This is a genomic window from Pantoea sp. paga (assembly GCF_007558755.1).
Taxonomy (GTDB): domain Bacteria; phylum Pseudomonadota; class Gammaproteobacteria; order Enterobacterales; family Enterobacteriaceae; genus Pantoea; species Pantoea agglomerans.
In genome coordinates, this window is sequence record NZ_VLTF01000001.1 from 968,561 (window position 1) to 978,040 (window position 9,480).

General features: G+C 57.0%; 6 protein-coding genes. 3 read left to right on the forward strand and 3 right to left on the reverse strand.

Annotation, left to right across the window (positions count from 1 at the left end; translation table 11 throughout):
* Positions 1–76: 76 nt before the first annotated feature.
* Positions 77–718 carry a uridine kinase gene (gene udk, locus FOV68_RS04530; protein ID WP_013358471.1) on the reverse strand — a complete coding sequence of 214 codons (642 nt, stop codon included), beginning with the start codon at positions 716–718 and terminating at the stop codon, positions 77–79.
* A gap of 283 nt (positions 719–1,001) precedes the next feature.
* Between udk and FOV68_RS04535 the strand changes: the two genes are divergently transcribed.
* From FOV68_RS04535 to yegD, 3 genes are all read left to right on the forward strand, one after another.
* Complete coding sequence (locus FOV68_RS04535) at positions 1,002–1,616, forward strand: phosphatase PAP2 family protein (RefSeq protein WP_143990398.1); 615 nt, start codon at positions 1,002–1,004, stop codon at positions 1,614–1,616.
* A 163-nt stretch (positions 1,617–1,779) separates the two neighbouring features.
* Positions 1,780–5,115, forward strand: a complete 3,336-nt coding sequence (locus tag FOV68_RS04540; protein WP_143990399.1) for a diguanylate cyclase — start codon at positions 1,780–1,782, stop codon at positions 5,113–5,115.
* A 75-nt stretch (positions 5,116–5,190) separates the two neighbouring features.
* Positions 5,191–6,543 (forward strand): molecular chaperone, encoded by a 1,353-nt coding sequence (gene yegD / locus FOV68_RS04545; protein WP_031591370.1) that lies wholly within the window; start codon positions 5,191–5,193, stop codon positions 6,541–6,543.
* Positions 6,544–6,907: 364 nt separating this feature from the next.
* Here the strand turns inward: yegD and FOV68_RS04550 are convergent, their stop codons facing one another.
* Together FOV68_RS04550 and FOV68_RS04555 are read right to left on the reverse strand one after the other, a co-directional pair.
* Positions 6,908–8,251: a carbohydrate porin gene (locus tag FOV68_RS04550; protein ID WP_186289715.1), complete on the reverse strand. Its 1,344-nt coding sequence runs from the start codon at positions 8,249–8,251 to the stop codon at positions 6,908–6,910.
* Positions 8,252–8,460: 209 nt separating this feature from the next.
* Positions 8,461–9,420: an aldo/keto reductase gene (locus tag FOV68_RS04555; RefSeq protein ID WP_010670985.1), complete on the reverse strand. Its 960-nt coding sequence runs from the start codon at positions 9,418–9,420 to the stop codon at positions 8,461–8,463.
* Positions 9,421–9,480 lie beyond the last annotated feature (60 nt).

Genomic DNA, 9,480 nt, shown 5'->3' on the forward strand with positions numbered 1-9,480 from the left:
TAACTCCATGGCATAAGTGTAGCAAACCGGCATGCGTGCCTGCCGCCGGTCTGCACCACGTCCGGACGGACGTGCGTTATTCAAAAAACTGGTTGATTTTCGCCTTGAGAATATCGATGGCGATACGGTTTTTTCCGCCGCGCGGCACAATGATATCGGCGTACTGTTTTGATGGCTCGATAAACTGCAGGAACATCGGACGCACGGTCTTCTGATACTGACTCATTACCGAGTCCATTGAGCGGCCACGCTCATTGACGTCACGTTTCATACGGCGCATCAGACAGATGTCGAGCGGCGTGTCCACGAAGATAGAGAAGTTGAGTTCCTGGCGCAGACGGGCATCGGTTAACAGCAGAATGCCTTCAAGGATGATGACCTTTTTTGCCTTCAGATGATGCGTTTGCTGGGTGCGGGTGTGCTCAACGTAGCTGTAGACCGGCAGCTCAATATCCTGACCGGCTTTCACCGCCTGCAGATGCTGCAACAGCAAATCATGATCCATCGCGCTCGGATGGTCATAATTGGTTTTAACCCTCTCTTCCATGGTGAGGTGACTTTGATCTTTGTAATAAGCATCTTCCGGGATAACCCCGATGTGCTCGTCACCTACCTGATCACGGATTTCACGATAGAGCGTGCTGGCAATTAAACTTTTACCGGATGCGGAAGCGCCGGCAATGCCTACAATCACGCACTGATGAGACTTGTCAGTCATACTTTTTTAAGACCTGATAACTGGAGCCTGCCACTGGTCACACATTACGCGGGCAGCGGACGGGCCGAAATGGAGAGGGTGTGTTCGCGCTAAGTATAGGGATTTCGGCCTTTTGATGCCAGAGAAATGGCGTCGGCGACTTTTCAGACTTTCTCCTTTGGACGCGACTCATTTCACCGATAAACTAACGGCACACCATACTATAAAAAAAATGGCCTGCGCGGCGCGCTGTTCAGACAACGCGTGTCGCTAACGTGACGACCGAAGATGCATCAGGAGTAGTATGCACTGGAAGACTTTGACCTATTTTGGCGACAGCATGCTGTTGATTCCAACAGCCGTGATTATTGCGCTGATTTTACCGTGGAAGAGTGATAATCGTCATACGGTCTTTTACTGGATTATGGCATTTGGCCTGGCTGGCCTGACCGTCAGCATCTCTAAAATTCTGTTTCTGGGGTTTGGCATCGGCAGCGCCCGCTTTAATTTTACCGGTTTCAGCGGCCACAGCGCCATGTCCGCCACGCTGTGGCCGGTCATGCTATGGCTGATTTCCGGGCGCTGGTCCGCGATGTGGCGCATTGCGGCGATTGGGGTTGGCTATCTGATTCCCCTGATGGTCGGTTTCTCCCGCCTGGTCATCCACGCACACTCAAAAAGTGAGGTGGTCACCGGGCTGCTGCTGGGCTTCACGCTGAGCACGGCGTTTCTGATCTCTCAGCGTCGCACCTCGCTCAAAGGCTTCAGCTGGCCGCAGGTCGGTGCTGCGCTGTTAGTGCCGTTTGTATTGATGAGTCATGGTCGTGTCGCCACCACGCAGCAGTTCCTGGAGCGTTTCGCCGCCAGCCTTGCAGGCATGGAGAAACCCTATACCCGCGCCGATCTTTTCCGCCAGTAATCAACGTGCTGGCAATCAATCTTACCGTGCCCGTCAATTCGCCGAATAACGGGCAATATTGATTTCACCCCTTTTTTCTTTGCCGGATGTGCTAGCATGCAGTGAGAGAATGACTGGTGCCTGATACGCCATTGTGGAGCGCTGCACCCTGCCGGAAGTCCGCATGACGATAGAGATCCTGTCCCCGCAAAATAGCACGCCAAACCGCTGGCTCTCGGCGTTGCTCCTTGGCTGCGTGGTGTTTGTCCTGACACTCTTCTGTCTGGAACTGATCGTCGTCAGCGGCAAAATCTCCCCGCTCTGGTTTCCGACCACCTTAATGACCGTCGTGGTTTTCCGCTGCCCGTCACGCCAGCTTCCGCTGCTGCTGACAGCCTGCGTGCTTGGCACCGCCGGGGCTAACGCCATCATTATCGGGCCTGCCCTCTCGAATATTAAATTCGCCCTGCTCAATCTTATCCAGGCCGGTGTGGGTGGCATGCTGCTGCGCGCCCTGCTGGATCGGCGCGCGCCGCTGGATTCGCTGCATGACTGGGCACGGATGGTACTGTCGGTGGGCATCGTGACGCCGGTGCTCGGCGGCCTGCTGGCACTCTGGACGCTGCAGGTCAGCGGCCACGCCTCGTTTCCCTTCTTTTATACCTGGGTGATCTCCGAAATCATCGGCATGCTGGTGTTAGGCCCGATGCTGTTACTGCTGCCTTGGCCGCTGCGTCGCACGGTGTTCAGCAATCTGCGCCTGGCCGAAGCTCTGCTGACGCTTCTTCTCACCCTCGGGGCCAGTTATCTGGCGCTGCGCTTTTTGCCGTGGCCCTTTACCTTTATCGTGGTGATCCTGTTCTGGTGCGCGGTTCGCCTGCCCAAGCTGCAGGCGTTCGTGCTGTTCTTCCTGAACGCCAGTTTTATCTCGATACTGCTCGCCTTTGATCTGGTCACCGTGGTGAACAACAACAGCGTGCTGGGCCCGGTCTCCAGCTGGCTGCCGTTCCTGCTGGTGTTAATCCCCAGTCACATTATGTCGCTGGTGATGGATGCGTTCCGGCGCGAAAAGCTCCATATCACTGACAGTGAAACCCGCTTCCGTCACGCCATGGAGTATTCCGCCATCGGTATGGCGCTGGTGGCGCCGAACGGCAGCTGGCAGCAGGTCAACCGCTCGCTGTGCCAGATCCTGGGCTATCCGGCTGAGGAGCTGAAACGGCTGACTTTTCAGCAGATCACCCATCCCGACGATCTCAGCCTGGATTTGCAACAGGTGAGCCGGCTGCTGGCGGGTGAGATTGATACCTACACCCTGGAAAAGCGTTATTTCCGCAAAGATGGTGAGATTGTCTGGACGCAGCTAACGGTATCGCTGGTGCGCGACAGCAGCTACGCCCCGCTCTACTTTATTGCCCAGATTATTGATATCTCTGAGCTGAAGCAGAGTGAGCAGGTGAATCGCCGGCTGATGGAGCGTATTACGCTGGCCAACGAAGCGGGTGGCATCGGCGTATGGGAGTGGAACCTGCTGACCGGCGAGATGTTATGGGATAAGCGCATGTACGCGCTGTTTGGTCTTGCTCCTCATGAATCGCCCAGCTATGACCTCTGGATCCATCTGCTGCATCCCGCCGATCGCGAGTATGCCGCACTGACGGTACAACAGGCGATTGAGCTTCGCAGCGCGTTTCACATGGAGTACCGCGTGGTCGATGACCAGGGGCATCGCTGGGTGCGCACTCAGGCCAACCGGCTGCTGAGTAAAGAGGGACGCATTGAGCGCATGCTGGGCATCTGTCAGGACATCACGCCGCTACGCAATCTTAATGAGGCGCTGTTTCAGGAGAAAGAGCGCATGGCGATCACCCTGGATTCGATCGGCGAAGCGGTCATCAGCACCGATAAAGAGATGCGCGTTGCCTTTATGAACCCGGTGGCGGAGAAAATGAGTGGCTGGTCGCAGGAGCAGGCCGCTGGTCAGCCGCTGAGTGAGCTGCTGCATATCACGCAGGGACGTAACGGCCCTGAGGTAGAGAATTTGCTGTTATGCCAGCTGCCGCCGGAAAAAATCACCCCCGGTCTCGCTGAAGATCTGGTGCTGCATACGCCGGATGGCGGCCATATCGATATTCACTACAGCATCACGCCGCTGCGTTCGGAAGCGGGTCTGGAACAGGGGGCGGTGATGGTCATTCAGGATGTGAGTGAGTCACGCAAACTGATGAAGCGCCTGAGCTACAGCGCGCTGCATGACACCCTGACCCGCCTGCCTAACCGCGCCAGCTTCGAACTTCAGCTTAAGCGTCTGCTGTTTGATGCCGCGGAACATCAGCATCAGCACGTGCTGGTGTTTATCGACCTTGATAAGTTTAAAGCGGTCAATGACAGCGCCGGGCATGCTGCAGGCGATGCGTTACTGCGCGAACTCTCCGATCTGATGCAGCACCCTCTGCGCAGCAGCGATTTCCTTGCGCGACTGGGCGGTGATGAGTTTGCGCTACTGATGCCCGATTGCGATATCGCACAGGCACATGATGTGGTGCAGCGCATTGTCGCCGCGGTAAATGATTACCGGTTCCAGTGGCTGGGACGCCTCTATCAGGTCGGCGCCAGCGCGGGCGTGACGCAGATTTCTGCAGAAAACTGTCAGAGCAGCGACGTGCTTTCGCAGGCGGACATCGCCTGTTACAACGCCAAACGCAGCGGGCGCGGACGGCTGGTGGTCTACGAACAGCATCGCTTACCGCTGTCGGGCAACCATCAGGGCATGGATGCAGCAATGATTGATGCGCTGAAGATCGAACTGCCCGCCTGGGCCATTGCCCCGCCAAAAACGCCGCAGGCAGCCTTTATCTGGCTGCTTGAGGTCCAGCTGTTGACCGCTGACGGGTTGCTGCTGGATGAGACACTACTGCGCAATAACCTGCCTGATGAAACGCTGCGTCGCCGGCTGGATAATAATATTCTTGAGGTTTTCTTCCGCCACGACGTGCAACGGCTCAATAACAAAGGCATCCCGGTGATTCTGCCGCTTAACGCCCAGGTGCTGAGTGATGCCGCCTTTGTGCAGCAACTCTGCCAGCGCTTTGTTGCCGCCGGTCTCTCCAGCAGCGGCTGTGGTTTTGCTTTCCCTGCCGCCAGCGTGCTGAGCCAGGGCGATCAGCTCTATGCCGCGCTGCTGCAACTGCGGCAGTGCGGCTGCCGCATCGTATTGCAGCATTTTGGCCGTAATCTGGATGCCTTCAATCTGCTGAGTGACGAGGTGGTCGATTATCTGGTGCTGGCACCTGAACTGGTTGCCAACGTTCACAATAATCTGATGGATGAGATGCTGCTGACCATCATCCAGGGCCAGGCCACACAGCGCAATATCTCGGTGCTGGCCGGTCCGGTTTCGGTACCGGCCCTGCTCAGCACCCTGGCTAACCTCGATGTTAATGGCGTCTGGGGCAGTGCCGTGGCGGAGCGCCAGCCGTTGCGTTCACTGGCCGAAGATCACATCTTCGCTATTCGTTAATTCCGGCGCTGCCCGCTTGCCACCCTGCTGAAGCTGCGCTAAAGTCGCCCCCTTTTTTCCGGCATGGGGGCGAAAATGTTCATAGGATTCGATTACGGCACGGCTAACTGCTCTATTGCAGTCAGCGAAAATGGCACGCCACGTCTGTTAACGCTGGAAAATGATCAGCGCCTGCTGCCGTCGATGATCTGTGCGCCAACCCGCGAGTCGATCAGCGAATGGCTCTATCGTCATCATCAGGTCGCGACGCCTGACAGCGAAACCACGGCGCTGCTGCAGCGTGCGCTGCGATATAACCGTGAAGAAGATATCGAGGTCCAGCCCAATAGCGTGCAGTTTGGCCTTACCGCGCTGCAGCACTATATGGTCGATCCCGAAGATGTCTGGTTCGTTAAATCCCCCAAATCGTTCCTCGGTGCTACTGGCCTGAAGCCACAGCAGATTGCCCTGTTTGAAGATCTGGTCTGCGCCATGATGCTGCACATCCGCAAGCAGGGTGAAAGCCAGCTTGATCAGGCTATCGATCAGGCGGTGATCGGACGCCCGGTCAACTTCCAGGGTTTAGGCAGTGAAGAGTCTAACCAGCAGGCTGAAGGTATTCTGCTGCGCGCCGCCCACCGCGCCGGTTTCCGCGACGTGGAGTTCCAGTTCGAACCGGTGGCGGCCGGACTCGATTTCGAAGCCACGCTGCAGCAGGAGACGCGGGTACTGGTGGTGGATATTGGCGGTGGTACTACCGACTGCTCAATGTTGCTGATGGGACCGAAGTGGCGTGATAAAGCTGACCGCCGTGAAAGTCTGCTGGGCCACAGCGGTTGCCGCGTCGGCGGTAACGACCTGGATATCATGCTGACGTTTAAGACCCTGATGCCGCTACTCGGTCTGGGCGGTAACACCCAGAAAGGCACCGCCCTGCCTGCCCTGCCGTGGTGGAATGCGATCGCCATCAATGATGTTCCGGCACAAAGCGACTTTTACAGTCCCGCCTGCGGGAAGTGGCTGCGGGATTTAGTGCGGGATGCGGAACAGGGTGACGTGGTGGCTCGCCTGCTGAAAGTATGGCAGCAGAAGCTCAGTTATCGCCTGGTGCGCGCAGCGGAAGAGAGCAAGATTGCGCTGTCAGCCAGCCCGGCGCATACCGCCTCCCTCGACTTTATTGCCGCCGCCTTAGAGACAGAGATTGGCGTGGATCAGCTGCAGGATGCCATCAGTCAGCCGCTGGAGAAAATTCTGGAACAGGTGCAGCTGGCATTGGCCACCAGCCAGATTAAGCCCGATGTGATTTACCTGACCGGCGGCAGTGCGCGTTCGCCGTTGCTGCGCGCAGCGCTGCAGCAGACGCTGCCGGATACACCGATTGCAGGTGGCGATGATTTCGCCTCCGTCACCGCAGGGCTGGCCCGCTGGGCGGAAGTGATGTTCCGCTAGGCTTGCACTGCAATAACAAAAACGGCACCTGAGGGTGTAATGCCAGTCAGTTAAGCGACAGGTGATAACGCAGTCTGGTGCCAGCCTGCTCTGAAACTTCAGTGTGTATTGTCAGAAAGGGCACGAGAGTGGAAGCCTGAGCGCCTCTGCTGCTGAAAGGGCTATCCGCAGCGCTGAGGCGTGACGGTGGGCCAGAAGTCCACGCCGGGAAGCGTGGACAGTTCGGGGCCGGCCAGGGAGGGCCGATTCCCGAACGGTTCGTCGGCACGCCGTCAAAGCCGAAGGTACCGCCTGAGCAGCGCGAGGACGGCCCGGCAGCAGCAGAGGTGCTCTGGCCCGCACTGCGGCTCGCTCGCCCGGAAAATCAGAAGGCAATATTCGCGCTGATACCGCCGATAAACGCATCTTTCACTTCACTGACTGCGCCCGGTGCAACCACATACTGCAGGTTAGGTCGCAGTGACATCCAGTTAGTTACTTTAGCGTTGTAGTAAACCTCATAGTTGTACTCTGAACCTTCCTGAATCGGCAGATAGGTCGGGCTGTCAAAGCGGCTCTCGCCATTAGCCTGATTCTGCTGACGCAGTGAGCGGGTATAGTCGCTGTTCACATGAATACGTGACGCGCCCACGCCGATCTCATCCTGAGGACGGGCATCAAACGGTCCTGTCCAGGTAAACGCAATAGACTGATAGTTGTCGGTCTTTGAGGTCTTGTGATCGTTCATCACCGCCTGCACCCGCACGCCCAGACCGCGATTCACATCGCCATCCTGCGCGGTCAGCTGTTGCTGTAACAGCAGATAGCCGCCATAGGAATGGGCCTGATCCTGATAGCCGCCGTTTCGCCAGCTGCCATAAACATCGCCATCCACCGACGAATAGTAATAGCCGATGCGGTAGTTACCCGGTAATTTCTCCGGCCCGAAGGTCGGTTTCCAGCCCAGTTCGACCGGCACCAGATTTCCTTCTGAATTGCTGGTATCCAGACGGAAACCATCACCGCGATCGTAGTTAGCGCTGTTCTGATTATAGAAACCGACCTGGAAGAAAACGTCCGGCGTGATATTGAATTTCACCCGGCCGCCCCACTGCGACACCGGCCAGTTGAACCAGCGATCGCCGCGCCAGTTACCCGCCTGCCCGCTGCCCAGCGCCAGGTTCTGGAACAGATTGCCATCGAAGTTATCGAAGTCTTCCCCCACCGTCACCCGCCCGGCTTTCACATCGACCACATCGTTAAACAATCCTTTGCGCAACCAGAACTGGGTCAGACGCCAGGTCTGGCCGCGACCGTAAACTTCCTGCACCGAGGAGAGCATACCGGTGCGTTGATCCGCGACCTGTTCAGAAAGATTCTGTCCGTTACGACTGGTCACGGTCATCTGGAACTCGGCATCCTGCCAGTCCAGCAGCTTCTGCAGATCGAAATTAGTGCCGAACGACCACTGATCGCTGTAGCGCATGGTGGTGTTGGTATCTGCCCCGCCGCCTAAATTCGCGGCGCTTTCCATGGTGTAGTTAACGTCAAACTTAATGCCGTCGTCCTGCAGCTGCGTTCGGTACCCGCCCCAGTCACCAAACATCCATTCGGAGTCCGGACTCAGGGCGTCAGCGGCCATTGCCTGCGCGGAAAACATGGCCAGGATCAGGGTGCCGGTTGCCACACGGCGCAGCGGGAAACGCTGCTCTGCTTTTTTGTTTTTCATCTTGCTTATTCTTATGTAAGTTACGGAAAATGACGCGCAGAGGATAGTGCTGGATAACCTCTGTTTTTTGTAAATACGTGCGCATAATTACCCGTAACATCCGTTTATTAACGCATTTGTGATCGGGATCTCTGATTGGTTATTCTCTGGGCGGGGTGCGTCTTTTTTGACAGGAGCAGCGTAAAAAGGGGCGCTATCGCCCCTTGTGTTTACTGGCTTGCCTGATTCAGTTGTTCAATCTGCGCCGGGGTCAGCGTCAGCTGCATCGCGCCAGTCAGATCGTCGAGCTGTTTCAGCGAGGTAGCACTGACAATCGGTGCGGTGATACCGGGACGGGCAATCAGCCAGGCCAGCGCCACCTGCGTCGGCGTCACCTGATGCGCTTCGCTGATAGCATCCAGTGCGTCGAGGATCCGCAAACCGCGCGGATTAAGGTATTTATCTACGACACCCTGACCGCGCGCGCTTTTACCCGCATCCGCCGCCTCGCGGTATTTGCCACTGAGAAAGCCGCTGGCGAGTGAATAGTAGTTAATAACGCCCAGACCCTGCGCCATCACCACCGGCTCCAGCTCCGACTCATAGGGCTGGCGGTCATAAAGGTTATATTCAGGTTGCAGGGTTTCATAGCGCGCCAGCCCCTGCGTTTCACTGACCTGCAACGCCTCCTGCAGCCGTGCCGCGCTGTAATTGGAGGCACCAATCGCCCGTACTTTGCCCTCTCTGATCAGGCTGTCAAAGGCGCTCAGCGTTTCCGCCAGCGGCGTATCCTGATCGTCGCGGTGCGCCTGGTAGAGATCGATATAGTCGGTCTGCAACCGGCGCAGGGAATCTTCGACTGCCTGACGGATATATTGCGGTTTGAGTCCGGTTTTCTCCGGCGACAATTCCATGCCAACCTTGGTTGCCAGCACGATCTGGTCGCGTTTGCCGCTTTTTTTCAGCCATTCACCCATAATGGTTTCCGATTCACCGCCTTTATTGCCCGGTGCCCAGCGGGAATAGACGTCGGCGGTATCGATAAACCACAGGCCTCGATCAACCAGCGCATCCAGCAGAGAAAAGGAGGTGGTTTGATCCACTGTCCAGCCAAACACGTTGCCGCCAAACGTCAGCAACGGCACCGCGATACCACTGTCACCCAACTGCCGGGTTTGATTCTGACTCATTTCCTGCTCCTTATTTGCCTGAAAAAACCGCCTGTCTTTCAGCATAGCAAAGTGATTTCA